22 protein-coding genes are annotated in these 25,219 nt (G+C 62.2%); 12 read left to right on the forward strand and 10 right to left on the reverse strand.

The features are described 5' to 3' along the window. Positions 1–1,239, reverse strand: coding sequence for an HD domain-containing protein (locus ACYQ14_RS17760; protein ID WP_459889869.1), 1,239 nt, complete (start codon positions 1,237–1,239; stop codon positions 1–3). A 477-nt stretch (positions 1,240–1,716) separates the two neighbouring features. On the opposite strand from ACYQ14_RS17760, the gene nikB reads away from it, so the two are divergent. The 4 genes from nikB to ACYQ14_RS17780 all read left to right on the forward strand — a co-directional run bounded on the left by nikB (position 1,717) and on the right by ACYQ14_RS17780 (position 7,592). Further along, entirely contained in the window at positions 1,717–2,673 is a 957-nt protein-coding gene (gene nikB, locus ACYQ14_RS17765) for a nickel ABC transporter permease (RefSeq protein WP_459889871.1), read from the forward strand. Then, on the forward strand, positions 2,666–3,595 hold the full coding sequence (nikC, locus tag ACYQ14_RS17770; protein ID WP_459889873.1) for a nickel transporter permease: 930 nt from the start codon (positions 2,666–2,668) through the stop codon (positions 3,593–3,595). Before nikB ends, nikC begins: the two co-directional genes overlap by 8 nt. Position 3,596: 1 nt before the next feature. Beyond that, entirely contained in the window at positions 3,597–5,996 is a 2,400-nt protein-coding gene (locus ACYQ14_RS17775; RefSeq protein ID WP_459889875.1) for a dipeptide ABC transporter ATP-binding protein, read from the forward strand. A 72-nt stretch (positions 5,997–6,068) separates the two neighbouring features. Next, positions 6,069–7,592, forward strand: a complete 1,524-nt coding sequence (locus ACYQ14_RS17780) for an ABC transporter substrate-binding protein (protein ID WP_459889877.1) — start codon at positions 6,069–6,071, stop codon at positions 7,590–7,592. A 61-nt stretch (positions 7,593–7,653) separates the two neighbouring features. Here ACYQ14_RS17780 and ACYQ14_RS17785 read toward each other — a convergent pair whose 3' ends face one another. The 5 genes from ACYQ14_RS17785 to ACYQ14_RS17805 all read right to left on the reverse strand — a co-directional run bounded on the left by ACYQ14_RS17785 (position 7,654) and on the right by ACYQ14_RS17805 (position 12,502). After that, on the reverse strand, positions 7,654–8,652 hold the full coding sequence (locus ACYQ14_RS17785; RefSeq protein ID WP_459889879.1) for a zinc-binding dehydrogenase: 999 nt from the start codon (positions 8,650–8,652) through the stop codon (positions 7,654–7,656). Positions 8,653–8,736: 84 nt separating this feature from the next. Next, on the reverse strand, positions 8,737–9,426 hold the full coding sequence (locus ACYQ14_RS17790; RefSeq protein WP_459889881.1) for a creatininase family protein: 690 nt from the start codon (positions 9,424–9,426) through the stop codon (positions 8,737–8,739). A 158-nt stretch (positions 9,427–9,584) separates the two neighbouring features. Further along, positions 9,585–10,202 carry a nitroreductase family protein gene (locus ACYQ14_RS17795; RefSeq protein WP_459889883.1) on the reverse strand — a complete coding sequence of 206 codons (618 nt, stop codon included), beginning with the start codon at positions 10,200–10,202 and terminating at the stop codon, positions 9,585–9,587. Between the two features lie 222 nt (positions 10,203–10,424). Further along, positions 10,425–11,501: a methionine synthase gene (locus ACYQ14_RS17800; protein ID WP_459889886.1), complete on the reverse strand. Its 1,077-nt coding sequence runs from the start codon at positions 11,499–11,501 to the stop codon at positions 10,425–10,427. Beyond that, the gene (locus tag ACYQ14_RS17805) at positions 11,498–12,502 is read right to left on the reverse strand and encodes a 5-methyltetrahydropteroyltriglutamate--homocysteine methyltransferase (RefSeq protein ID WP_459889888.1); all 1,005 of its coding nucleotides are present in this window, start codon (positions 12,500–12,502) and stop codon (positions 11,498–11,500) included. Before ACYQ14_RS17805 ends, ACYQ14_RS17800 begins: the two co-directional genes overlap by 4 nt. Before the next feature lie 160 nt (positions 12,503–12,662). On the opposite strand from ACYQ14_RS17805, the gene ACYQ14_RS17810 reads away from it, so the two are divergent. From ACYQ14_RS17810 to ACYQ14_RS17830, 6 genes are all read left to right on the forward strand, one after another. After that, complete coding sequence (locus ACYQ14_RS17810; protein ID WP_459889890.1) at positions 12,663–13,718, forward strand: DNA-methyltransferase; 1,056 nt, start codon at positions 12,663–12,665, stop codon at positions 13,716–13,718. 95 nt (positions 13,719–13,813) lie between these two features. Further along, a complete protein-coding gene (locus ACYQ14_RS17815; protein ID WP_459889892.1) occupies positions 13,814–15,481 on the forward strand; it encodes a gamma-glutamyltransferase family protein in 1,668 nt (555 codons plus the stop codon). An 87-nt stretch (positions 15,482–15,568) separates the two neighbouring features. Further along, the gene (locus tag ACYQ14_RS17820; RefSeq protein WP_459889894.1) at positions 15,569–18,703 is read left to right on the forward strand and encodes a PAS domain S-box protein; all 3,135 of its coding nucleotides are present in this window, start codon (positions 15,569–15,571) and stop codon (positions 18,701–18,703) included. 111 nt (positions 18,704–18,814) lie between these two features. Continuing rightward, positions 18,815–19,123: a DdfA family disk-determining factor gene (gene ddfA / locus ACYQ14_RS17825; RefSeq protein WP_459889896.1), complete on the forward strand. Its 309-nt coding sequence runs from the start codon at positions 18,815–18,817 to the stop codon at positions 19,121–19,123. Between the two features lie 94 nt (positions 19,124–19,217). After that, positions 19,218–19,319, forward strand: coding sequence for a DUF7989 family protein (locus ACYQ14_RS22100; RefSeq protein WP_488193332.1), 102 nt, complete (start codon positions 19,218–19,220; stop codon positions 19,317–19,319). Between the two features lie 74 nt (positions 19,320–19,393). Then, on the forward strand, positions 19,394–19,618 hold the full coding sequence (locus tag ACYQ14_RS17830; protein WP_459889898.1) for a YMGG-like glycine zipper-containing protein: 225 nt from the start codon (positions 19,394–19,396) through the stop codon (positions 19,616–19,618). A gap of 39 nt (positions 19,619–19,657) precedes the next feature. Here ACYQ14_RS17830 and ACYQ14_RS17835 read toward each other — a convergent pair whose 3' ends face one another. From ACYQ14_RS17835 to ACYQ14_RS17845, 3 genes are all read right to left on the reverse strand, one after another. Beyond that, on the reverse strand, positions 19,658–20,443 hold the full coding sequence (locus ACYQ14_RS17835) for a PHP domain-containing protein (protein ID WP_459889900.1): 786 nt from the start codon (positions 20,441–20,443) through the stop codon (positions 19,658–19,660). 156 nt (positions 20,444–20,599) lie between these two features. Next, positions 20,600–21,607, reverse strand: coding sequence for a TIGR04024 family LLM class F420-dependent oxidoreductase (locus tag ACYQ14_RS17840; protein WP_459889902.1), 1,008 nt, complete (start codon positions 21,605–21,607; stop codon positions 20,600–20,602). Positions 21,608–21,806: 199 nt separating this feature from the next. Further along, positions 21,807–21,941, reverse strand: a complete 135-nt coding sequence (locus ACYQ14_RS17845) for a hypothetical protein (protein WP_459889904.1) — start codon at positions 21,939–21,941, stop codon at positions 21,807–21,809. Positions 21,942–22,050: 109 nt separating this feature from the next. Here ACYQ14_RS17845 and ACYQ14_RS17850 point away from each other — a divergent pair, with 109 nt between their 5' ends. Both ACYQ14_RS17850 and ACYQ14_RS17855 read left to right on the forward strand, forming a co-directional pair. Then, the gene (locus tag ACYQ14_RS17850) at positions 22,051–23,463 is read left to right on the forward strand and encodes an FAD-binding oxidoreductase (protein WP_459889906.1); all 1,413 of its coding nucleotides are present in this window, start codon (positions 22,051–22,053) and stop codon (positions 23,461–23,463) included. Positions 23,464–23,658: 195 nt separating this feature from the next. Then, entirely contained in the window at positions 23,659–24,519 is an 861-nt protein-coding gene (locus tag ACYQ14_RS17855; RefSeq protein WP_459889908.1) for a UbiA family prenyltransferase, read from the forward strand. A gap of 31 nt (positions 24,520–24,550) precedes the next feature. Here ACYQ14_RS17855 and ACYQ14_RS17860 read toward each other — a convergent pair whose 3' ends face one another. Beyond that, positions 24,551–24,799 carry a hypothetical protein gene (locus ACYQ14_RS17860; RefSeq protein ID WP_459889910.1) on the reverse strand — a complete coding sequence of 83 codons (249 nt, stop codon included), beginning with the start codon at positions 24,797–24,799 and terminating at the stop codon, positions 24,551–24,553. Positions 24,800–25,219 lie beyond the last annotated feature (420 nt).

Below are 25,219 nucleotides of genomic sequence, written 5' to 3' on the forward strand. Positions count from 1 at the left end.
TCACTCGCTCGAGTCGCCGACGAACTGATCCAGCGTCGTGTAGATGCTGTTTCGAACGTCGCTGACGAGCGGTCCGTCGATGTCAAGCCCGAGCACGTTCAGCGCCGCGCGGCCGACCTGTTCGCTTGAGGCCGCGGGCGAGTAGACGCCGAGTCGCCATTGAGAGTACTGAGCCGATCGCAGTGCGTCCACGAGCGGCGACTGCTGGCCAAGCGGGCGCACCTCGCCGTTGACCATCACTCGAGACGTCGATTCGGTCATCGACGGCCGACTCGGAACGTCCAGAATGACCGCTTCGGGATCGACATCGGCGTTCTCCGCAACCTCGCGTTCGAACTCGCGGATCGCGTCGTGATCCGATTCGATGATTCCGCCGGGAACGTCGTCGATTTCGGCCCAGACCGCGCGTTTGTAGAGGTTGCGATGATCCAGCCTGCGGGAGAATTCGCTCGTTTCCGAACGCTTTCGCAGGGCGACGATCAGATCGTGATCGTCCATTCGCTGGAGGGTTGCGGCGTCGGTCTCGGTCTGTTCGAGGAGCTGCTCGCCCGCTCGTCTGAGCATTGCCTTGCTGATTCGTGCGACGCTGTGACTGTATACTGTTGGGTTCATTAGCGCGCGCGCGACGAGCAGGCTCTCTGCGGTCTGGACGTTACCTTCCGCGAGAACGAGTTCACCGTCGACGAAGGAGAGTTCGCGCACGAGTCGCCCGTGGTCGATCGTTCCGTACGGGACGCCGGTGTGGTGGGCGTCTCTGACGAGGTAGTCCATCCGGTCCACGTCGAGTTCACCCGAAACCAGTTGGCCGAACCGACCGTCGCCGGCGACGAGATCCGCCACGTTGTCGGGCTCGAGGTCGTGGTCTCGAAGCACGTCCCCGACCGCGCCGTCGGCGAGCAGGCCGTGAACGTCGTCGTGATATCTACCCGTTCGACGGTAGGTCAGCGACTCGAGGTTGTGACTGAACGGTCCGTGTCCAACGTCGTGTAACACCGCCGCGGCCTCGACGCGTTCGGCTTGCTTCCCTTCCACGCCGAGGTGTTCGAGGGCGTTACACGCGAGGTGGTAGACGCCGAGGCTGTGCTCGAAGCGGGTGTGGTTCGCCGAGGGATAGACCAGCGAGACGGTTCCGAGCTGTTTGATCCGTCGGAGCCGCTGGAGCGGCGGCGTATCGATCAGATCGCGTGCGACTCCGTCGATCTGAATGTGATCGTGCACGCTGTCCTTGATAACTTTCATTACCGACGTTTCGGCTGGATGCTACAAAAACTGTTGTACACCCGCGACACGGAAGAACCTGAGTTCTTCGATGCGGTGGCGTTTTGCGTTCGCTTCGGGTGGGGTACTTATCGATCACCACGTCATCTCGTCGGATTCTTCTGCGACGAACAACATCATAGATAATATTCAATACCGATTAAATAGCAAGAGTTAATATAAATTTGTCTAACGATAATAACATGGGCGGAGCTATAGACAGTACTCGGATCGATCGTCGGCGATCGGTTCAATCGGGGTGGATCGTTTCGAGGTGCAAACCCGAAGTTTTACAACTAACATTTCACTACATAAAATCGAATTGATGTCCGTGACGCCTCATCCCGGTTACCCACGGACCGACACGTCCCGTTCCGGGGCCGTCGACGCTCGTGTGCTAAATTCACAGTCGACATCGATGCCGATACGAGGAGTATGGATCCACCAGGGTGAAAACGCGTGATACGAGCCCTTCTCTCTCGGATTGGCTCGATGTCAGTCGTCCTCGTGGGCGTTTCGCTTATCACGTACGCGTTCGTGTTCCTCACGCCCGGCGATCCAGCGTACACGATCCTCAGAGAGCAACAACAGGGCCCCCCATCCGACGCACAGGTCGAAGCGTTTCGCGCCGAACAGGGCCTCGACGAGCCGTTCGTCGTCCAGTACGTATCCTGGCTCGGAGACGCCGTTCAGGGAGACCTCGGCACCTCTTATTACCGATCGGAACCCGTCACGTCGCTGTTGCTCGAGTACCTGCCGAACACGCTCGAGCTCGCCCTCGCCGCGGTGGCGGTTTCGTTGCTGCTGGCGATTCCGACGGGGGTTGCAAGCGCCGTCCACCGGGACACATGGATCGACCGAACCAGCCAAATCGTCGCGCTGACCGGCATTTCGATGCCGAACTTCTGGCTGGGATACCTGCTAATTCTCGTCTGCTCGCTCTGGTTGGGACTTACACCCGTTTCCGGCGCGGGAACGCTCGGTCACCTGGTGTTGCCCGCGATCACCCTCGGGACGGGGATGGCCGCGGTCGTCACACGACTGGTCCGCACGTCGATGCTCGAGGTGCTCGACGCCGAGTACGTCGATACGGCGCGGTCGAAGGGCGTCCGCGAACGCCTCGTGGTGTACAAACACGCCCTGCGAAACGCACTCATTCCGGTCGTGACCATCGTCGGACTGCAGTTCGGGTTTATTCTCAACGGCGCGGTCATCGTCGAAGTCGTCTTCCAGCGTCCCGGACTCGGCACCTTGCTCGTCGACTCCATCTTCATCCGCGACTATCCGATCGTACAGGGCGTTGTCCTGGTGACCGCGGTCGCGTTCGTGGTGACCAACCAACTCGTCGACCTCGCTTACGTCGCGCTCGACCCGCGAATCGAGCCGGGCGGCCGAGGGGTGAGCGCGAATGAGTGAACACACCGCGGGCCGGAGTCAGCCCACCTCGAGGATCTCGGCCGTTCTCGAGCGCGTGCGGCGGTTCGGTCGCTCTCGGGTCGGAACGGCGATGCGGACGAACGGACAGATTCGCCTCGGCGGCGGGATCGTCTGTCTGCTCGGACTCGTCGCGGTCGTCGGACCGATTCTCACACCGTACGATCCGGCGGCCCAGGCGCTCGAAACTCGCCTCCAGGGGCCGTCGCTCGCACACCCGCTCGGAACCGACTCGCTCGGGCGTGACGTTGCGACGCGGCTGGTCCACGGCGCGCGGATTTCGCTCGCGCTCGCCGTCGCAGCCACGGCCGTACGGGTCGTCCTCGGTACGACTATCGGACTGCTCGCGGCCGTCAGCGGCGGGCTAGTCGACACCGCGTTGATGCGACTCGCGGACATTCAGCTCGCGTTCCCGGGACTCGTTCTGGCGCTGGTGATCGCCGGGGCGCTCGGACCCAGCATCCAAAACGTCGTCATCGCCCTCTCGGTAGTCGGATGGGCGACGTACGCGCGGATCGTTCGCGCCAATGCACTCGCCGTCAAGGAGCGGCCGTTTGTGCAATCGGCTCGCCTCTATGGCACGCCGAAACGGCGGATCGTCAGGCGGCACCTGCTCCCGAACGTCGTCAACCCGGTGGTCGTCCTCGCAACGCTCAACCTCGGGACAGTCGTGCTCGCGGCCGCCGGCCTCTCGTTTCTCGGCCTCGGCGCACAACCGCCGACGGCAGAGTGGGGGACGATGATCGCCGGCGGGCGGGACTACCTGCGAGCCGCGCCGTGGCTGATCACGGCACCCGGCGTCGCGATCGCGTTTACCGTCATCGGGTTCAACCTCCTCGGCGACGGCCTACGGGATGCACTGGACACTGACCACATTGACGACGGCAAACGGAGGCGAACCTGAGATGACCGGAACGCTCTCGGTGGAGGACCTGCACGTCAGGTTCCGAACCGAATCCGGCGCAGTCCACGCAGTCAACGGCGCGAGCTTCGAGGTATCTCAGGGCGAGATCGTTGGCCTCGTCGGCGAGAGCGGCTGCGGCAAATCGGTCACCGCGCGCTCGCTCGTCCGCCTCGAGGATCCCGGAGAGATCGTCGACGGGCACGTACGCTTCGACGGACGCGAACTCACGACCGCCGATGAGCGGACGTTGCGAGGGCTTCGAAGCACCGAGCTGGCGATGGTCCCGCAGGATCCGTCGACGGCGCTCAATCCGGCCTACACCGTCGGCGAACAGATCGCCGAGGCGCTTCGAGTTCACCGGAGCCCGGATGACCAGCCGTTTTTCTCGGAACTCGCCATCGGTATCAGCTCGCGGCTTCGCTCTCGAGCGCTCCGGTCGCGGGTTCTCGAGTTGCTGGAGACAGTTGATATTCCCCGTCCCGAGGACCGGATCGACGACTACCCCCACCAGTTCAGCGGCGGCATGCGCCAGCGCGTGTTGCTCGCGATCGCTCTCGCCCGCGACCCGTCGTTGCTGATCGCCGACGAGCCGACGACGGGACTGGACACGACGACGCAAGCGGCGATTTTGGATCGACTGGCCGCCCTCAACGACGCCCGCGACATGGGCATGTTGCTCATCAGTCACGACTTCGGCGTCGTCTCGGAGCTGTGCGATCGCGTCGTCGTCATGTACAACGGAACGGTCGTCGAACGGGGACCGGTCGAGGCGGTCCGCTCGAATCCGACCCATCCCTACACGAAGGCGCTACTGGGTTGTCTGCCACACCGATCCGAACCGCAATCGCGACTGCCGACGGTCGGGGGGTCACCGCCGGATGGATCCGCGCCACCGGACGGCTGTGCCTTCGTCGACCGGTGTCCGTTCGCGACGGGAGATTGCCGCGGGACCGCTCCGCCGGTCGTTCACGTCGCGGACGACCACGACGTCCGGTGTGGCGTTGCCCAAGCGCGCGAGGCGACCCTCGAGTCGACGCTTGCGGCCGACGACGACGGTTCGTTGGACGACCCAGCACCGGCGGGAGATCCGGACGCGAGACAACCGACTCCGGCGACCGTCGTGGACGGCGGGGCCGTCCGAACTGACGAGACGGGCGGCGAGCGGACGGGTGCTCGAGCGGCGGAACCGACGATCGCGAGCGGTCCAGCGGCTACCGCCGAAAAACCGACGGCAACCGCCGGCTACGAAACGACGACGGCCGGAGACGGCGCGACGACGGCCGGAGACGACGCGACGGCCGCCCCCACCTCCGACTCCGGCGACACGTCACCGGTCGTCGAACTCGAGAACGTGCACAAATCCTTCCGCGAGTCCGACGCGCTCCTCGATCGAGTGTTGCCGTTCGGCGCAGACGAAACGGTCGACGCCGTCAGGGGTGTCTCGCTCCAACTTCGCGCGGGAGAGACTCTCGGGCTCGTCGGCGAGAGCGGCTGTGGAAAGTCGACGCTCGCGAAGCTGGTGACTGGCCTCGAGGCGCCGACGGACGGGAGCGTCCACATTCGCGGCGAGGCCGTCGACGGGGTCGACCGACGGACCAGCGAGCAACTCGCGGAGATCGGCGCCGTCTTCCAGAACCCCGGAGCCAGCCTCAACCCGAAGCGGACGGTCGGCGAATCGATCGCCGAGCCATTATTCGAAGCCGGCTGGGACAAACAGCGACGAGCCGATCGGATCGAAACGGTGCTCTCGCTCGTCGATCTCCCTCTCGAATGCGCCGATCGGTACCCGCGACGGCTTTCCGGCGGTCAGCAACAGCGAGTGGCGATCGCCCGTGCGCTCGCGCTCGAGCCGTCGGTGCTCGTCTTGGACGAGCCGACGGCCGCCCTCGACGTCTCGACCCAGGCGACGGTCCTCAATCTCCTTGCTGACCTGCAGGATGATCTCGGGCTCGCGTACCTGTTCATCTCTCACGACCTCGACGTCGTGCGTAACGCCGCCGATCGCGTCGCCGCGATGTACCTGGGACGACTCGTGGAGGTCGGACCGACCGGGCGAACGCTCTCCAAACCGACACATCCCTACACACAGGCGCTTCTGGACTCGATCCCCGGCGATCGATTCGGCGAGGGGTCGTCCGATCTCCGACTCACGGGCGAGCCGCCGAGTACGACCGACCCGCCCGATGGCTGTGCGTTCCACCCTCGCTGTCCCGCCGCCACGCCGGAGTGTTCGTGGATCGACCCCGACCTCGAGTCCGTCTCAGAAGGACAGTCGCGGTGTCTGTACGCACCCGATTGGCGGGACGGTGCGGGCGAGACCGACCAGCATCGAGTGACGGACGAACGGCGATCAACGAGCGAACGACAATCGATACCGCAATCGAGCGTCGATCAACTCTGACCTCGCGAGTACTCACACCGACGCGAAACGAACTCGAAATCGAATACGATGACAGAACGAACACGACCAACGATGAACCGACGTACCGCATTGCAAACGACGATCGGAACGGCCGCGCTCGCGGTCGCTGGCTGCCTCTCGAGCGAGCCGGACGAGGTCGACTTTCGAATCGGTTCCCCGTGGGACATCAACCGAGATCCCCTCGACGGCGGGAGTATGGTTCGGCGGCTCGGAATCGCAGAATCCTTACTCAGTGTCGACTACGAGGCAAACCCCGCACCGGGGATCGCGACCGAGTGGGATCGCCCAGACGACTACCACTGGGAGTTCTCGCTTCGCGAGGACGTAACCTTTCACGACGGCGACTCGCTCGACGTGGAGACCGCGGTCGAATCGCTCGAGCGCACGTTCGACGCGGCTTCGTTTACGGACTTGCCGGTCGAATCGATCGAAGCGACGGACGAGACCACCATCGAAATCGCGACCGAGACGCCGTTTTCGACGCTACCTGCGCATCTGGCCCGAAGCGACGCGTGCATCTTGAACCCCGCGACGTTCGACGATGAGGGGTCGGTTTCGGAACTGATCAGTACGGGACCGTTCGCCGTCGACGAGTTCCGGCCGGGCACCTCGGTAACGACCGTTCGCCACGAGGAGTACTACGGCGAGGTCCCCGAGATCGAATCTGTCCGCTGTGAGATCATCGAGGACGACCAGACTCGGCGGATGAACCTCGAGAACGGCGACATCGACATGGCGCGGATCATGCCCCTCGAGATGGTTGACTCGCTCGAGACGAACGACGATATCGAACTCTACATGCCCGAAATCCCGCGGATACGGTTTCTCACGTTCGACACCGAATCGGAGCCTTTCGACGATGCAGACGTTCGCCGGGCGGTGAACTACGCGATCGATCTCGAGGGGCTCACCGAGTCGATCCTCGCAGGGGTCGACGAGCCCGCAGTTGGACCGTTTTCCGAGGAGATAACCGAGTGGGCGAACCCCGACCTCGAGGGGTACGAACACGACCCAGAACGCGCCCGCGACCTGCTCGCCGATGCCGGGTGGACGGCGGCCGGTTCCGACGACGTTCGAACCCGAGACGGCGAGGCCCTCGAGATCGAGTTCGTCACGTTCGACTCGAGAAGCCTGCCGTTGATCGCGGAGGTGCTTCAGGACGATCTCGCGACGGTCGGATTCGACGTCGACGTCTCGACAGTCGAGTACAACGCGATGCTCGACGAGGTCGGACAGGGGTCGTTTGACGGCTACCTCACCTCGTGGGGAACCTTGCAGTACCCGGACCCGGACCGCATCGCCGAAATGTTCCACTCCACGGATGCCACCCTGTTTCACGGGTACGAAAACGAGCGGGTCGACGAACTCCTCGAGGAAGCGCGCGAACTGACCGACCGGGAGGAACGAGCGGAACGGTACCACGAAGTGCAATCGATCGTCCGCGATGAGGCCCCCGTCGCCTTCCTCACGAACTACACCAACGTCGTGGCGACGGTGCCCGAACTCGAGGGCTATGAACCGCATCCGACGGAAGCGAGCTACGGGCTCGAGACCGTCTCGATGAACGGGGAGTGAGGCCGCGCCGTCCTCGGCGAATGTCCCCTCGCTGTCTTCGGGTTGTGATCCCCGAACAGTCTCACTCGTTGACGAGCAGAAGCTTGCCCTGGAAGTCGCCCGCTTCTCCCGCGCGGTGTGCGTCGGCGACGTCTTCGAAGGCGAATCGCTCGTCGATGTGCGGTTCGACGACGCCGTCGTCGACCAGCGTCGCGATATCAGCGAGTTCGTCCCCGATTCGCTCCTGTCGCTCGCCGAGTAACACGGGAAGGATCACGAGCACGACGCCGAGCTCGAGCGAGCGTTGGTGCATCGCGGAGAGGTCCTGCGTCGAGCTCGATTCCGTCGTTACAACGGTTCCGAACGGCTCTACAGCGTCGAAAGCCGTCTGGAGGTGGTCGTCGCCGATCGGATCGAAGACAACGTCGAAGCCGTCGCCGCCCGCGTGTTCCTCGACGTACGACTCGACGTCGGTCGCGGTGTAGTCGACCGTCGTGTCGGCACCGAACTCTTCGGCGAGAGCGCGTTTTTCTTCGCTCGAGGCCGTCGCGGTCACGTCGGCCCCGAACCAGTCGGCTAACTGGACGCCGATGTGACCGACGCCGCCGGTCGCGCCGTAGACGAGCACCTCGTCCCCGAGATAGACGGTCGACTTGTCCACGAGCATCTCCCAGGCTGTGAGCCCGACGACCGGTAACGCCGCGGCGTCCTCAAGCGGGATCGACGCCGGCGCGTGGGCGAACGTCCCGACGTGGCCGACGACGTAGTCGGCGAGCGAGCCCTGTCGGCCCGCGCCGCCGGGCATGCCGTACACCTCGTCACCTTCTTTGAAGCGAGTGACGTTCGCGCCGACTTCGTCGACGACGCCCGACACGTCACAGTGAAGCGTCGCAGGAAACTCCGGCGCGAAATCGGGAATGGCTCCCTGTCGGATCTTGTAATCGACGGGATTGACGCTCGAGGCAACGACCTCGACGCGAATCTCGTCGGGGCCGGGTTCGGGAACGTCCGTCGTGGTCTTCGTGAAAACGTCCGGATCGCCGTACTCCTCGATCACGTGGGCGGTCATCTCGGAAGACATATCGATTCGACAGTCGGTCGTCGGTCGGGAATATGCGACGCTTGCGGCGATCGAGTGGGGGTGCTCACGACGATCCTACGGCGTCTAGTTGACCCGTTCGACGAACGAAACGAGCGCCTCGACCGCCGTCTCGAACACCGCCTCACCCTGTTCCGCTGTGGCACCGGTCGCGTCTCCGACCGCGCCGTTTTCGCTAAAGCCGTCGGTGAATCGGTGGAGGGTGCCGCCGTCGACCGTGTCGTCCCACTCGAGTGCGTCGCCGACGACGGGTTCGCCGACGTCGTCCGGGCACAGGTGGAGCAAGACGGCAGTCTCGAGTTCGCCCGCGTGACCGACGTGCTCGTCGACGGCGCGCATCCACTCCCAGCGATAGGCCTCGAGGCCGTTCGACGGCGATTCGCTGACCTCTCGAGCGAGGTGTGCGAGCGTGTCTCCGTTCCCGCCGTGGCCGTTGACGAACACGACGGTTTCGACGCTCGAGCCCGACAGCGACGCGACGATGTCCCGAACGTAGCTCCGGAGGGTTTCGGGCGAGACAGAGAGGGTGCCAGGGAAGTGTTCGTGATACGGGGCGACACCCACGGGAAGCGCCGGGAGCACGACCGAGTCGGTGTCGCCTGTCCGGTCTGCTTCGGCGGCAATTGCTCGCGCAACGATCGTATCGGTTCCAACGGGCGCATGCGGTCCGTGTTGTTCCGTGCTCCCGACGGGAAGCAGGGCTATCGTCGGCGCTTTCTCGTCGACCTCCGTCCAGGAACTCGTCTCGAGGTGCATGCGATCACCTTCTCGCGCTGAAACTAAGGGACTGCTATCTCGTCGTCGCACGATGAGCGAGGGTCGCTCCGAATGGTGGCTCTTGGGCCCTACTTGCGGCGTTCTCGAGGCCGCGAGAGGGGAAAAACAGGGAGTGTGTTTCGGAAACGTCGCTTTCGTTACTGCTCGAACCCGCCCTGGAACGTGATCTCCGAAAGTGGTTTGCGGTCGCTCGGATGCTCGCGTTCCTGCAGTTCCTCCGAGAGCGTCTCAGGCGGCGCGCGCTCGCCGACCGCGAACATGGCTTCGACTTCGAACTCCTCTGGGACATCGAGATCTTTGGCGGCCTGCTCGTAATCGAACCCGGCCATCCCGTGGACTGCAAGCCCTCGGCGCGCGCCCTCGAGCGCGAGGTTCTGCCAGGCGGCACCCGTATCGAAGGAGTGGACCGGCGCGGGTTCGCCGTTGTGATCGAACGTCGTCTTCGAGACGACGACGGCGAGGACGCCCGCCTCGGTGGCCCACTGGTTACCCTCGCTCAGGAGGTCGACGAAGGTGTCCCACTCATCGTCCTCTCGAGTCGCGTAGATGAACCGCCAGTGCTGGTTGTTGAACGCCGAGGGTGCCCACCGGGCGGCTTCGAACAGTGGGAGATACTGTGATTCTTCGAGCGTCTCGCCGGTCATCGCCCGCGGAGACCACCGGTTGACAAACAGCGGGTCGATCTCGTGGTCAGGGTCGCGGTGGTCGGCGACTTCGTCGTCGAGTTCTCGGTCAGTAGCAACTGTCTCTTGCATACTCCAGCGTTCGGTCCCCACGTATGTCTGTGTTTTTGGACGGTTGGGTTACCTGGTAACGCTCGTGTCGTCGGTTCGAGTCAACAACTGCCGTGAAATCCGTTCCCAGGCCACTACCAGAGCTCCGTTCGCGGGGATTCGCGGTCGGCGCGCTGACCGCTCGAGCGATGAACGCGCCAAGAAAAACGGGTTTGAACGCGGCGATAACACGCCGTCTAAAATCTAATCGTCCGCAGGCGCAGGCGTCTCGCGTTCAATGTCGATTTCGCCGGCATCGAGCTGTGCTTCGACGTTGCGAGCGGCCTCGACCATGTTCGCCATCTTGCCGTAGGCGACCTCGCGCGGAAGGAGCTTCACGCCGCAGTCCGGCGAGACGACGAGCTGTTCGGGCGGCACGATCTCGAGCCCTTTCTTTATGTTCTCCTCGATCTGCTCGACCGACTCGACTTCCGCAACGTGAACGTCGGTCACGCCGAGTGCGAGATCCGCGGTGAACTCGGGGTCCTTGAAGACATCGAGCTGGTCGTAGTCGCCGTTGGCGAGCTCGAGGTCGAACTCGTCGACGGGGAACTCAAGGATCTCGGGGTAGATCCGGGAGTAGTCGCCGTAACAGACGTGGAGGCCGATGCGAACCTCCTCGGGAATGTCGGCGACGATGTGTTCGAGCGCTTCGCCGACGATAGCGTGATCGTCAGGCGTCGTCGCGAGCGCGGGCTCGTCGATCTGGATGTAGCGAGCGCCGGCGTCGACGAGCTTTTCGATCTCCTCGTTGACGAGGTCGGCAAGCTCGAGCGTGAGATCGTCGTCGTCGTCGTAGGCCTCGTTGAACGACCAGTTCGCGAGGGTGTAGGGTCCCGTGATGGGGACCTTGACGGGGCGGTCGCTGGCCTCGGCGGTGAACTCGTACTCGTCGACGAGCCAGGTTTCGTCGTACTCGACCTCGCTGACGACGCTCGGCTTGTCGAAGTAGTTGTGTCCCCAGACCTTGACCGGACCGTTGAACTCGTAGCCCTCGATACGGTGGGCGAAGAATTCGACCATCTCGTTTCGGCGCATCTCGCCGTCGACGACAACGTCGAGTCCCGCTCGCTCGTGTTCGTTGGTGATGAGGCGGGCGGCGTCGTCTTTGGCTTCCTGATAGTCGCCCTCGTCGAATCCGTGGTCCGGGTCCTGATAGAGCTCTTTTGCGCGGTTGAGCCACTTCGGTTTGGCGTAGCTGCCGACGACCGTCGACAGCAGGAAGTGGTCGTTTTCGTGATCGTCCGGTCGGAACTGGTCTTTGTTCTCGTTCGTGCTCATGCTGCTTTCACCTCGGCGAGATCCGCGGCTTCGGCAAGGATCTCGAGTTTCGCTTCGTGTTTGTTATACGGCAGGTGGAACGTTCCCGTATTCGTGGTCAGGTAGACGGTCTCGAAGTCGGTGACGGGAATCTGGTCGAACACCCAGTCGGTTCGATCTCGAACCGCTTCCGGATCCTCGACGAGCGTGTTCTGGCCGTCGACGAGTCCGAGCGAGATCTCGTCCGTCGCGCCGTACTCCTGAATGTTGTAGAGGTTGTCCTCCTGTTCGGAGACGAAGTCGAAGCCGACCGCGTCGATGTCGGCATCGAGCAGGTGCGCGTAGGTTTTCTCCTCGAGTGCGCCCCAGTAGGGATGGGCGACGACGTTGGCGTCGGTCGCGGCGGCGACCGTGTCGATGGCCTCGCTGGCGCGTTCGTCGAGTCCGTCTTCGGGTGCATCTTCGACGAGCGACGGCTCGAGCAGGTACAGCGTCTCGACCTCCGGGAATGCCTCGACCTCGCCCGCGAGGAAGTCAGCAACCGCGCCGAGGAAGTCGGCTTCGTCGTCGTAGTGTTCGTCGGTCGCGAGCTCGGCCAGTGAGTACGGACCGGGGAGAACCGCCTGTAGATCCGCATCCGGCGCGAGTTCGCTGGTCGCCTCGAGCTCGGATGCGATGTCGCCGGAGAAATCGAGCTCGCCGGAGACGACGGGCTCTCGGTAGAAGTTGTTGTTGTCGTAGTATCGAACGATGCCCCGTGTTTCGACGGCATCGTGGACGGCAAGGGGATGGGCGAGCATATCGTCCCAGCGCAGTTGCCCTTCAACGATGCGGTCGAGCCCGGCATCCTGTTGGGCGTCGACTACTTCGTCTCGAGCGCTTTCGTAAACCGAGGTAACCTCCTCGCTTTCGTCACCGCCGATGAGGTCGTGCTTCTGGTGTCCCTTCAGATCCGAAAGGTCGTCTTTCGCCCAATCGGGGAGCGCAAAGAGCCCCGCCGTGGTCGAAACGTATTCGGTCATGCGTATAGCCGGCTAGGCTATGCCGACGCTTAATATTTTCCATCCACGTTAATACACCACAGTAATTATACAGTGGAAGCCGTCCGAAGCTCGACGCCGTCGGGACAGACAGAAATCGGTGACGAAGGACCTAAGAGGTGAACGCAGACAATGTGAGTCAATGGAGACGACCCATCGGTTGTTCGTCGGCGACTCGCGGGACCTGACCGCCGTCGCTGACGATTCTGTCGAACTCGTCGTCACGTCTCCGCCGTATCCGATGATCGAGATGTGGGACGATCTCTTTACCGACCTCGATCCGGACGTCTCGAGCGCGCTGGATGCGGGTGACGGACAGGCGGCGTTCGATGCGATGCACGCCCAACTCGATCGCGTCTGGGACGAACTCGAGCGGGTGCTCGTCGACGGCGGAATCGCCTGTATCAACGTCGGCGACGCGACCCGCTCGCTCGAGGACAGCTTTCGCGTCTATCCGAATCACGCGCGAGTGACGGAGGCGTTCGAAGAGCGAGGGTTCGACCCGCTCCCCGACGTGCTCTGGCGGAAGCCGGCTAACAGCGCCGCGAAGTTCATGGGAAGCGGCATGATCCCGCCGAACGCGTACGTCACGCTCGAACACGAGTACGTCCTGATCTTTCGCAACGGCGGCGACCGCCGGTCGTTTGAACCCGGCGCGGATCGGCGGTACGAAGCGGCCTACTTCTGGGAGGAACGCAACCGCTGGTTCACCGACGTCTGGACGGAAGTCCGGGGTGAGTTACAGGACCTCGAGAACGTGCCCGAGGACGTTCGAGAACGCTCCGGCGCGTATCCGCTCGAGATACCGTATCGCCTAATATCGATGTATTCGACGTACGGCGACACCGTTCTCGATCCGTTCTGGGGGACCGGAACGACCTCCCTGGCCGCGATCTGTGCCGGCCGTAACTCCGTCGGCTACGAACTCGAGGACGGCTTCCTCGACGTCTTCGACGAACGGGTCGCCGAAATCGGATCCCTCTCGAGGGATATCGGTCGAACGCGCCTTGAACGACACCACGAGTTCGTCGAGCAACGCCGACGAGACGGGGATGACCTTTCCTACGAAGCCGCCAACTACGACGTCCCCGTCATGACGAAGATGGAATCCGAGATTCTGTTCAGAGAGGCCGAGGCGGTACGAGAAACTGACGCGGGGTATCGCGTCGAACACGTTCCGCTCGAAGAATCCGAGTAAGCGCCGGAGCGTTCTCGTCAGCGTTTCACGCTGTGACGACGGCCCCACACTACCGCGACGCGGACTTTTTATACGGTCTCGAGCAAACCACGGCTATGGATATCGACCTGGACCGGTACGACTCGAGGCGATCGACGGTCTACGCGGATCGCGGAATGGTTGCCACGAGCCAACCGTTGGCGGCGCAGGCGGGAGTTTCAGTTCTCCAAGACGGCGGGAACGCGTTCGACGCCGCCGTCGCGACGGCGGCCGCGCTCAACGTCGTCGAGCCCACTTCAACGGGTCTGGGCGGCGACGTCTTCGCGCTCTATCGGACCGCCGACGGGGAGGTCGGCGGCATGCGTTCCTGCGGCGGTGCGCCTGCTGATGCGACCATCGAGAACGTCCGGGCCTCGCTCGAGGAGACGGACGATCGGTCGGCGTACTATCCCGAGTCGAGAGGGTATGCGGTCGACGCGGGCGAGGAGACCGACGACCTCGAGATGCCGTTTCTCGGCCCCCACGCCGTCACTGTTCCCGGGACGGCGCGAGGCTGGGAGGCGACGATCGAGGAGTTCGGCGAGACGTCGCTCGCTCGCGCGCTCGAGCCGGCCATCCACTACGCGACGGAAGGGTACCCCGTCTCCGAAGTGATCTCGTACTACTGGAAGGGTGCCGACGAACTCTTCACTGACGATAACGCTCGCGAAGCGTACCTTTTCGACGGGGAAACGCCCGACGCGGGTCAGACCGTGACGCTCCCGCGTCTCGGCAAGTCGATGCGAACTATCGCGACGGAAGGGGCCGACGCGGTCTATGAGGGCGAGATAGCCGGCGAAATTGCCGAAGAGATACAGCGCCAGGGCGGGTTCATGACTCGCGAGGATCTCGCAGGTTTCGAGCCGGAGTTCGTCGACCCCGTGAGCACGACCTACAACGGCGCGGAGATCTTCGAACTGCCGCCGAACAACCAGGGGCTGATCGCCCTCGAGGCGTTAAATATCGCCGAAGAAATCGGCGCGGGCGAGCACGCCTACGATTCGCCCGAGCGGGTGCACGCGTTCGCCGAAGCGATGAAACTCGCGTTCGTCGATGGTCACCACTACATCACGGATCCGGAATACGAGAAGGTGCCCCCGCTGGCGTCGAAAGCCTACGCCAGCGAGCGCGCCGAAGCCATCCGCGACGACGGGTCGCCGATTCAGGACCCGGCGGTGGGCGTTCCGACTCGAGCGGCCGAAGACGCCGACACCGTTCTGCTGACCGTCGGCGACGAGGACGGAAACCTGGTTTCGTTCATCAACTCCCGCTTCGCCGGCTTCGGGAGCGGAATCGTCGCTGGCGACACCGGCATCGCCCTCCAGAACCGCGGCGCATCGTTCTCGCTCGATAGCGACGATCCGAACAGTCTCGAGCCCGGCAAGCGCCCGTTTCACACGCTGGTTCCGGCTATCGCGAGGCTCGACGAAGACGACTGGGCGGCCTTCGGCGTAATGGGTGGATACATGCAACCACAGGGCCACGTTCAGGTGATTTCGAACGTCGTCGACTACGGGATGACACCGCAACAGGCCCTCGATGCGCCGCGATGGCGATACCGCGAAGACGGCGCGCTCGGCGTCGAGGAACGGTTGCCGAACGGATCGAAACTGGCACGAATCGGCCACGACGTTCGCGTCCTCCCGCCGACGCTGTTCGGCGGCGGACAGGTCGTCAGGTTACGAAACGGGACCCTCGAGGGCGGTACCGAACCGAGAAAGGACGGCGATGTCGCTGGGTATTGATTCCGCTCGGCCGTTCGCATCAACGAGAAACGTGTAGATCTATTGAAAATACGCGAAGCTTTTACTTCCAGAGCACTGACCGCCTGCATGAACAGCGGTCCCGAGGTGGCCAGTCTTTCGCCGATCCGCGTTCTCGTCGTTGGCACACCGGCGTGGACGGAGTCCGTCGCGTCGTCGCTCGAATTCGGTGACGTTTCCGTCGAGGGACCAGTCAGCGACCTCGACGATTCCGACCTAACGGATGTGAACTGCCTACTCACGGACGACCACTCGCTCTTCCCGAACGGAAACGTGCAGTGTCCAACCGTCGTCGCTATCGACGGCGGCGACACCGATCAGGCCGAACGCCTGCTCGAAAGCGGGGCGACAGACGTGATTCGAGGGGATGAAGCGCAGAACGCGGAGCTGTTAGAACATCGAATCCGCCAGGCAATCGACTCTTCGGCGGCGTCATCGCCGTCGGTCGACCGAAATAGATTATGTCGGGAACTGCTCGCTTATACGCGGGAGCCGGTGTTGGTTCTGAACAGGGAACGGCGTCAGATTTTCGTGAGTCCAGCGATCGAGCGGTTCACCGGTACCGGCCCCGAAGCGTGTCGCGGTGAAACGGTCGACGACGTTATCCATCCGGCGGACGTCTCCGACTTCGTCGGCGCCTTCGAGGACGTCCGTGCTGGTGGTCCCGAAACCACGACGACTTGCGAATACCGCTTTTGTCACGCGGACGGATCGTGGCACGTCCACGAGGCCGTCCTCACGAACAAATTCGAGGACGAAACCATCGGCGGCGTCGTCGTGTCGATACGAGACGTCACGGAGAATACGAAAATCGAACAGGAACTCCGCGAATCCTTTGAACGAGTAACGGACGCGTTTTTCGCACTTGACTCGAGCAACAGATTTTCCTACGTGAACGATCGCGCCGAAGAGTTCTTCCAGCGCAACAGGTCCGAAATCGTCGGACGACACTTCCTCGACGTGTTCCCGGAACTCACAAACACCGAGTTCGAAGCACAGGCGCTCGACGTACTCGAGTGTCAAGAGCCGCGGACGGTCGAGGGCTACATCGAACGATATCAGCGGTGGATCGAAGCCCGATTTTACCCCTCCGAATCCGGCCTCTCGGTGTACTTTCAAGATATCACCGAGCGAGTTGACCGCGAACAGACCCTCCTCGAGCGAACCGAGCGACTCGAGACGCTCCTCGAAAACGTCCCGCTAATCGTTTCCGTTCTCGATGACGACGGGAAGTTCACGTTTGCGGAGGGAAGAGCACTCAAAAACCTCGGATTCGACTCCGGCGAAGTTGTCGGCGAATCGTTTTTCGAGACGTTCGAGGAGTATCCGGAGGTCCGTGCGGACGCAAACCAGGCACTCGACGGCAACCCCGTCCATTCGCGAAGAACAGTCGGGGAACGGGTCCTCGAAACGTGGTACCGTCCCGTTTTTGACGAGGAGGAATTGGATCGAGTCATCACCGTCTCGGTCGACGTGACTGAGCGTGCACAGTACGAAGAGACGTTGAGTACCCTGCAGGAGGCGACGAGACACTTGCTCTCCGTCGATTCGAAACAGGAGGCCTGCGAGTACATCGTCGACGTCGCCGACGACGTACTCGACCTCGATACCGTCGTCTTTCGCTTCGACGAACGCGCGAACGAACTTGTCCCCGCAGCGTACGCCTCGGATATCGAAGACTCGGTCGGGATTCCGACACGATTCAAACCGAACGAGAGCATCACCTGGGAAACGTTCGTGACGGGCGAGCCACGATGGTTCGACGACGTTCGAGACTCGCCAGTGGTGTACAACGAATCGACGAACATCAGAAGCGGCCTCTACGTCCCATTCGGCGAGCACGGCGTTCTGGCTGCCGTCTCGACAGAGCACGGTCAGTACGACGAGGAGACGTTCGAACTCGCAAAATTGTTCGGTGCGACCGCCGAAGCCGCACTGGACCGCATCGGTCGAACCCACCGCCTTCGAGAACGCGAACAGGAACTCAAACAGCAGAACATGCGCCTCGAGCGAATAAACCGTGTGAGTCAGTTGCGAGAGGAGATCGAAGAGCACCTGTTACGTTCGAACACGCGAACCGAGATCGAACGCGGAATCTGCGAGCAACTTGTCGAGATGACGGAGTGTTCGTTCGCCTGGATCGGCGAACCCGACCCCGGCGGAAATCACATCGTCCCCCGGACGAACGCCGGACGTGGGGCGGAGTATCTTGAGGAGGTTTCCGCCACGACCGTCGATGATTCGGCGACTGAACCGGCTGGACGGACGGTCCGTTCGGAAACACCGACATACATCGAAAACGTCGCCAGCGAACTCCGGAACGGCGAGTGGCGAACGGCCGCACTGTCTCGCAACTTTCAGTCGGTCTACTCGGTCCCGCTCGTGTACGACGATTTCATGTACGGGGTGTTGACCCTCTACGGAACCCAGTTCGAGGCGTTCGACGAGACGATCAGATCGATGCTCGAAGAACTTAGGGAAACGATCGCATACGCGATCGATACCGTCAAACGAACGAATCCGCTGACCGAAAGCGGCCGAACCGAGATCGAACTCGAGATCGAGGACGGCTCGGTTCTGAACGAGATAGCCGAAACGTTCGACACCAGTGTTTGGCTCGAAGGAGCGATTCCACAGTCCGACGGATCGACGATCGTCTTCGCACGGACGACCAACGTAACCGACCCCGATTGGACGTCCCTCGAGGGAATCAGCGACGTGTCGGTAATTGCGGACGGTGATGATAGTTCGACGATTCAGCTCCGACTGGATACGGAGTTTTTCGGTTCCGTCGTCGAAACGAACGGCGGCGTGTTACGAGAATTCTTCACCGACGAATCGGGAACCCGAGCGACGGTCGATGTCCCCCACTCGGTCGACGTTCGCGAAGTGATATCCGGAATCAATCGACGCGGCTTCGACTCGAGGATGATCGCGAGACACGAGAAGTCTTCGGAGACGCAGCCAGTTCTCGGCGCGAGTTCGCGAAATCTCCTCCTCGAGGAGTTCACCGAGCGACAGCGGGAAGTCGTCCAGACCGCGTACCACGGCGGGTTCTTCGAGTGGCCCCGCCGAACTACCGGCGAAGAAGTCGCGAACTCGCTCGACATTTCATCGCCGGCGTTTCATAAACACGTTCGGTCGACTCAGCAGAAGGTGTTCTCGTCACTATTTGATTCGGAAATTACCTCCGAAGACGGTTAATCAGTTAACCCCCAGCTGAATGAGTCATTATACAGTTAACGGCCAGACTCTTTACGACCACTACCAAAGATGGCGCTGTCTCCGAACAGCGTATGGGGATACGCATATACCATGACCGAAATGACTACACAATCTTCGTTCACAGCAACTGATGAGGAGTACTCCGTACAGTATGATAGACTCGATAACGAACCGCTGAGTGTTGCCGTTGCCGAAGCGGTCGCAACGTTCTGCGGTGAAGATGTCACCGAACTCGAGCCGCTACATTACACTATCAACGCCGACGCACTCGAACGATTGTTCGAGCCACGAGCGGACGGTCTCCGATCGGGCGGATCGGTTACGTTCGAATATAACGGTTGCGTGGTTACAGTAACCGCTGCCGGCGAGATCGCCGTCGAATCGGACACGCTCGAGTGACTCGATTCGGCGCAACTACGCCTTTTCGGGCCAGTCGCTAACCGGTGGCTCGCTCGCCGAAATACATATTTAGTGTGGCGTGGTAACACAGGCCATGACAGAGCGAGAATCACCGACCACGATGAAAGAGATCAGCCACACGCCGCCGACCGGGAACTCGGTTACGAACGTCTGGAAACGAGGGAGCGACAAGTGAATTACTCCTTTCTAGGGCTTCCTGTACCGAACTGACGGGCAATATTTATCCCTCTCAATCACCAAAACAGACATATGAAAGGCGAGATCAAACGTCGACTGAGCCGTGCGCGATACGCAGCGATGGGAGCCGCGGCCGGCGCGGCAATTGGTGGACTGGTAAGCCGGAACGGAGCGAGCACCGGCGGCGCTATCGGCGGCATCGTGGGCGCTGTCGTCGGCGAAAAACGCGTCGCCGCCAGTTCGTTCGTCAACCGGGTCAAAGACCGAAATCAAGAGCAAGTCACGGACTCGAACTGAGCCGATAATCACCGCGTCGACCGCCCATTCGAATCGTTGCTATTCGACCCGTTCCAATCCAGGCGGATCGACGGGCGTGACTCCCTTTTCGTCGACGAATTCCTGCAGAAACGGCGTTCGATTTTCGACCTCGATCGGCGCGTGACTATCAGAGCCGATCGTAAACGCAACGCCATGATCGAGTAGAATCTCGAGAAGCCCCGGACGGGGGTGGACGATCGCGCGATCTCTCAGTGCTCGGCCGGCGTTGATCTCCGGAACCGTTCGAGAGTCGTCGAACGCGCGTGCGATCCGCTCGTACTGATTAATCGTCGCGCGCCCGGCCAGCGGACTGGTTCGCTCGAACAGGTCCAGATGGGCCGCAACGTCGAAAAGCTCCGATTCGATCAACTGGACGAGCGACTCGACGTACTGCTCGACGAGGTCGTCGAGTCCGGCGTCCGACTCGTCGCTGAAGTGAGACGGAACCTGCACGTTTCGACCGGCAAGCTCGTGGACGCTTCCGATCGCATAGTCGAAGTTCGCTTCCTCGAGGAACGATCGAATCTCCGCTTCGTCGTCCGGATGGTAGTCCATCTCGACCGCGTCGTAGACCGCAATCTCTGTCTGTTCTCGCACTCGCTCGATACCACGCCGCCGACGCTCGTAGGTCAAATCGAGGTTGAAGCCGTGTGTCGCACGCATCGACTGCGGACGGTCGCGGGTCGAGATGGTACAGTGATCCGTTACGCCGATTCCCTCGAGACCCGCCGATTCCGCGGCTCGGACCATTTGCAGCAGAAAGGTGCCGTCGGAATAGTTCGAATGCAGATGGAAATCGTGCATACGCCTTCCATCAGCGGCTGGATGTTAGTTCCTTCGTCGTCGTGGATGTGTTGTAGAGTGCTCGAAGCCGATTGTGACACTCGAGTCGAACTCTACGACCTCGATCCGAAGCGGCCGGAACGCTCGTCTCCTCTGCGTCGTCGAAACGCCGTCGATCTATACCAACTCGCCGAGCGCTTCCATCGTCGTCTCGATGTCCTCCTCGGTCGCCCCTCGGACCGATCCGACTCGAACGGCGTCGACGCCGTCGATCTCGCCATACTCCTCGACCCACTCGCGGACCTCTTCCGGTGTTCCTGCGGGCGCGAGTTCGTCGAGCAGGTCGTCGGGAAGCGCCGCCGCCATCGCGTCGGTATCGCGCTCGGCCCAGGCGTCGCGGATATTCGAAACGGCCTCCGAGTAGCCCTGTTCGGCGACGGAATCACCGTAGTACGGGCCGTAGGCACCGAGCATGAACGCGATCGTCGACCGTGCGAGGTGACGTGCGCGCTCGCGATCTTCCGAGGCGATGGCGCGAACGAGCGGGCTCACTCTAATATCCGAGAGAGCTTTCCCGCCGAGTTCAGCGCCGCGTTCGAGGTCCTCGAGTCGGTCCTCGAGCCCGTCGGCAGTGAACATCTGCGGGGCCCAGCCGTCGCCGAATCGACCGGCCATCTCGGTCGCCTTCGGACCGAGCGTCGCGACGTCGATCGGCGGCGGATTTTCGGGCAGGTCGCGCTCGTATTCCAGTCCGCCAATATCGAAAATCTCGCCCTCGTACGCCGGCGTTCCGTTCTCGTAGACCGCCCGGATAATCTCGATCGTTTCGCGGGTGCGCCGGAGCGGCCGGTCGAACTCGACGCCGTGCCATCGTTCGGTGATCGCCGGCGAACTCGGGCCGAGTCCGATTCGGTACCGTCCGTTCGAAACCTCCTGCAGGGTGAGGGCGGTCTGGGCTAACATCGCCGGCGAGCGACCGAACGGGGAGATGACGTCGTTCGTGACGCCGATTTCGTCCGTTCGATCGGCGATGAGCGTCAGCACGGGGACGATATTCCAGCCCGTCGTCTCGCCCATCGTCACGCGGCTGAATCCGAGTTCCTCCGCGAACCGTGCGCGATCGGCTGCGGAACCGGGGTCCTCGTGGTTGCTGAGGATCATCAGGTGGTCGAGTTCCGCGTTCACGGTTCTTCCCTCCGGCCGGCGTTCGCAACTGCTGTTGCCATCATCCGCATTGACATGTTGAATCATTATAAATCTCTCCGTCGGGGAAATATCCTCGTCGGAAAGACCACTGGTACCGGCCGAACGGTTCGACCGGCTCGGTACTGTCGGTTCTTCGGTAGGGCTGAGCGCTAATCATCCCGAGAACGCCGACCGCCGGTTACTGATCGTCCAGAACGTCGTCGCAGATTTGCTTCGCCGCCTCGAGGTGGTTGTAGAGCGCGGTTACCTGCGATTCAATCGAATTCGATCGATCCGGAAGATTCGACACGAGTCGACGGACGGCTTCGATCACCGTGAGAGTTCGCCTCCCGGTACATTCGATCCTGCGAGCAGATATCGAACCCGACCACCTCGCACGAGACGGTGGAAACGTTGATATCGGTCGTGGCCAATGATGGCCTATGTCATACGACTGCTCGTTCCTCGCGGACCTCCGGCTCGAGGACGGCCAGTTCTCGTCCGACGAAAGTCGCCTCGAGAGCCACGCGGCCGATTGGGGTACCCAGGAAACTGATCGCGCGGTTGTTCCCGATGCGGTCGTCTATCCCCGCTCCACCGCCGACGTCTCCGCAGTCCTCGCGGCGGCGTCCGATCGGGGCGTTCCAGTGACCCCATACGCGGCCGGAACCGGTCTCGAGGGCGGTGCCGTTCCCGCGTCGGCCGGGATCAGCCTCGATCTGACGGAAATGGATCGAGTGGCGGACTACCGACCCGAAGATTTTCAGATCGACGTCGAACCGGGGATCATCGGGTCGGCCGTGAACGAGCACGTCGCCGAGGACGGGCTCTTCTTCCCGCCGCTTCCCTCCTCCGGCGACATTTCGACAATCGGCGGCATGATCTCGACCGACGCGAGCGGTATGAAGACCGTCAAGTACGGCGAGATAGCGGACTGGGTGCTCCACCTCGAGGCGGTGCTGGCCGACGGAACCGTGATCGAAGCCGGCTCGAGGGCGGTCAAGACCTCGAGCGGCTACAACTTGAAGGACCTTCTCGTCGGAAGCGAAGGAACCCTAGCCGTGATCACGCAAGCGACGCTCGAACTCGCCGGGCGGCCGGCCCAGGTCCGCGGCGGCCGGGCCATCTTCGAAACGCTCGAGGATGCCACCAGAGCGGTTTCGGACTGCGTTCAGGCGGGCGTCGACGTGGCGAAGATCGAAGTCGTCGACGGGCTGAGCGCGACGATGGCCAACGAGTACTTCGGAACCGAACTCCCCGACGCGCCGATGGTCTTTCTCGAGTTCCACGCGAATCACGGCATCGACGAGGAGGTCGAATTCTGCCGGGCGATCTTCGAAGATCACGACGTGTCCCGTTTCGAGATGAGCGACGACGATGACGAGATGGACGAACTGTGGCAAGTGCGTCGGGAACTTGCCTACGCCGTCGCGACGTACGATCCGGGCCTCGAACCGATCCAGTCAGGGGATGTGACGGTCCCCATCAGCAAGTATCCGGAGATCGTCCGGACGGTCAAACGCCTCGCGGCGGAACACGATCTCCTCGCCCCGTGTTTCGGACACGCTGGCGACGGGAACCTCCACTACACAGTGCTCGTCGATTACGACGATCCGGTCCACCTCGAAACTTGCAAGGACCTCTACGCGGAAGTCGTCAATCGTGCGATCGGCCTCGGCGGCACCGCGACGGGCGAACACGGCGTCGGACTCGGCAAACGAGACTACCTCGAGGACGAACACGGCGGTGCAGCCGTCGACGCGATGAAAGCGATCAAGCGGACGCTCGATCCGGACGGGATCCTTAACCCAGGGAAGATCTTTCCTGACGACGAGAGCCGTCGAGCCGACGATTAATCGGCTCGGAGGCGGCCGTGATTCGGACGCCGAGAACGGGCTGTCAACCCAGCACCTCCCCGAACCAGGTACGTCATCTCGCAGTGGACGGAGACGGCAGTGCAGCTTTGCTGTGGACCTCCCTCGTTACACACTAGAGCTCGGACACCGAAATTTGGCTGCGGTATTATAGGTTCCTCTCTCGTTACTCGTGCTATGGAACTGGCACGACACGGGTCCGGCCTCGAGGCGACGACTCGAGCCTATCTGTCACAAGTCCATCCCGTGTTCATGTTGCCGCCGCTCGCCGCCTCGGTATTCGGCGCGCTTCTCGCCCAGCAGGTCGATCCGGCGCTGGCGGCGATCCACGTGCTCGCAATATTTGCTGCGGTGTACACTGCCCACGTCAAGGACGGCTACGTCGATTTCCACCAGCGGGGTGAAGACGACGACCACCCGCTCACCGAGACGGGGTGTCGGCTCGGACTCGTGGCCTCGACGTCGGTCTTCGTCGGTTGTTGTGTCCTCCTCTGGCTGTTCGTCGGGCCGGTAGCCGTCGCGCTCACCGCACCGACGTGGGTAATCGCGTACCACCACGCCCCGCAACTCGATACGAACCCCGTGACGGCGACGACGGGGTATCCACTGGGAATCGCACTCGCCATCGTCGGCGGGTTCTACGTCCAGACCGCGACGCTAACTCCCGTCGTGGTGGCGTTCGCGCTCGTCTTTCTCACGCTTCTGTCCGGCGTCAAGGTGATCGACGACTCGCAGGACTACGACTATGACCGATCGATTCGGAAACGAACCGTCGCGGTCGTACTCGGCCCCGAACGGGCAACGGCGGTCGCGTACGGACTGATGCTAACGGCACTGCTTGCGGTCGTCGGGTTCGCCGTCGCTCGAGTGTTTCCCCCGACCGCCGTCCTCGCCTCGCTGGCGTTCGGCGTCGTCGCGCTCTTTGCCCGCCGTAGCGGACCGGAAATCGCGACGATGCTCCTCGTTCGCGGTTCCTACGTCTTTCTCGCCGTTCTCGTGGCGGCCGTCTGGTTCGAACCGCTGGCCCGGTTTCTTTGACAGCAGTTCGCTCCGGAAACCGGGTATCTGTTTAGAAAACGACCAGCGCGTACAGGACCGATAGCGAGATACTGAACAGTCCGAGTCCAGCGAGCAGGTAACCGACCCAGCTTCGGCGCATCACTGTCGACAGTTTGTAGCCGAAGTAGGCCGCGAGAAACCCCACGATCGGAATCATGAGCGAGCCGAACGCCGAAAGCGCCGCGCCCCACAGATAGGCCGTGTTTTCCTCGTGTGCACGCTCTAAGTCGTCCATCAGCGATGGCGTTGTGGTTGTCATGTCTCTCGAGGGCCAGTACGATTCCGCCGGATTTAAACTGACCGGTCAGTCAGCAGATCACTGGGTAATGAACGGAACGGAATGTTAACTGAACAGCATCTCGTCGTGGAGAATCCAGGACTCTCCAGTCGGACTCAGTCGGCTGGAATGTTCACGGGGCTATCAAAGCGATTTGATGACTACTCACGGGTCATGACTTTGTACACAACTTAAATGCTGTCTACGAAAGAAACACTCCACTCAATAGACTTATTTATAATTGACATTAATCGACAACCGGAATACATGTCCCTAGTGGCCCCGTTCAGTGCGGTAGTTGTACTGCTTCTGGTGTTCGTCCCGGCGTTTTGGATTATTTCGCGTCTTTTCTTGCGAACGAGCACACCGACTGTCTGGCTCCGAGGATTGCTCGTTGGCCTT

It is taken from the genome of Halostagnicola bangensis (assembly GCF_054653435.1).